Raw genomic sequence first — 1,642 nt, forward strand, 5'->3', positions numbered from 1 at the left:
CGTAGTAATCGATGACGTGATATTCGTTGCCGACCTGACGCACGAACCAGATGGCCGTGGAGTCGCCGACGCCGATGTCCCAGAAGGTCATCACCGGCAGGTGGCTGTTGTCTGGCAGCGTGCCGATGCGCTGAGCGGCATACAACTTGGTGAACTGCTGGGCGTAGTAGGCGCCCTCGATCGACTGCTGGAAGGCTTCGGCAGGGATCGACGGGTATTCCCGCTTCATGTCGTCGCCGAGGGTCTTCTCCTTGGCGGCGTACCAGGCGCGCTGGCCCGGGTTGGTGTCGATGCCGTGCTTGGCGAACAGTTCGTTGAAGTAGTCCGTCAGGCGCTGCGGGATGATCGCTTCGGCCGGGTCGAGCCAGTAGGCCTTGTTCTTCCACCAGCTGAAGAAGAAGAACTTCCAGTCCAGCTTGCCGAGCGGCGTGCCGGACAGCAGCTGCTTCTCGGCACTTTGTGAGTAGTCGAAGAAGTAACCGGCCCGACCCTCCGCCGTCGATTCAATCGTGACGAAGCAATCGGTAGCGACAGCCTCGAAGGCGCCGGTGACGATCTCGCGCGCCTTGTGGGGAAACTTGGCGCAGATCTTCCCGAATTCGGATACGTGCAGGTAACGCAGCGTGCCGCCCCGGAACGAGGTACTGACGTAGAGCGAGCCGCCCTTGCTGAATACCAGCTCGCCGGCAGCGTCGTTGCTCGCCGGGTTCGCGGCGCGGATCTCTTTCGGCAGGTTGTCGTAGGCGTACTTCACCTTCTCCCGGAACAGGCGCTTTGCGTCGTTCAGGGTATGGGCAATCAGCGCGCACTTGGCCGACTCGAACAGAGCGGCGTCGAGCTGGATGATGCAGCACTCAGTGGTGAAGCCGAGCTGCCGAGCCTTCAGGATGATGTTGCGGGTGTGCATCCCGTCGAAGTATTCAATCTGCTCGTCCGTCATCCGGAAGCGGGTTTTCTTACCCTGCTTGTCGGTGATGAAGTAGAGATTGTTCAGCCTCCAACGCTTATCCCGGAGCAGCTTCATGTGCTCGGGCTTCATGTCAGGCGTCCTTCGATAGTTCATCCATCATCGCGGCCAGGGTGTCGACTGTCTTGTCGCCCTCTTCCGTGTCGAGGTTGTAGGCCTGGCGCTCGCCCTTGATGACCTTGAGCTGAGCATCGACGCCTGCGTTGAGCGATCGGGAGAAGTCGCCGATGTTCGCCTCGTTGACCGTCATGGCCTGAAGCGCGGCGCTGAGTTTGTTCGCAATGCCTCGCCACTGAGCCAGATCAACCCGGTGCGCGAGCACTACAGAGGCAACCTTGTCGGAAGCCTCCTCAATGATCTGTTCTTCGGTTACCAGCGGATCGTTTTGGTAACTTTCCGTGGTAACCGCGCTGGTAACCTTTCGCTTGGCTGCAGCTCTGACCTTATCCGTCAGGTCGCGCACCCAGCCTTCCTTCTTCGCTCGCTTGGCAATCGCTACGTGAGAGATGTTGCTCTCTTCGGCGATTGCTCGAACTGAAAGCGACCCAGCCCGGTAGGCTCGTTCGATCGCCTCCCAGTCGGGTTGCTTGGTTGTCATGGGGATCCTTATTTTTGCTTGATGGTCATCGTGCGGATGGTGCCGCCGGTGTAGATGTCTCGCTTCATGGCGGCACG

2 protein-coding genes are annotated in these 1,642 nt (G+C 59.8%); both read right to left on the reverse strand.

Annotated elements, in window-relative coordinates:
- Positions 1-1,039 (reverse strand): terminase large subunit (locus L6D63_RS28275; protein WP_236170505.1); only part of this gene is annotated, 1,039 nt, incomplete at its 3' end.
- 1 nt (position 1,040) lies between these two features.
- A partial coding sequence (locus L6D63_RS28280) for a hypothetical protein (RefSeq protein WP_309295590.1) occupies positions 1,041-1,642 on the reverse strand: 602 nt, incomplete at its 5' end.

The sequence above is a fragment of the Pseudomonas parakoreensis genome (assembly GCF_021602155.1).
Lineage (GTDB): Bacteria > Pseudomonadota > Gammaproteobacteria > Pseudomonadales > Pseudomonadaceae > Aquipseudomonas > Aquipseudomonas parakoreensis.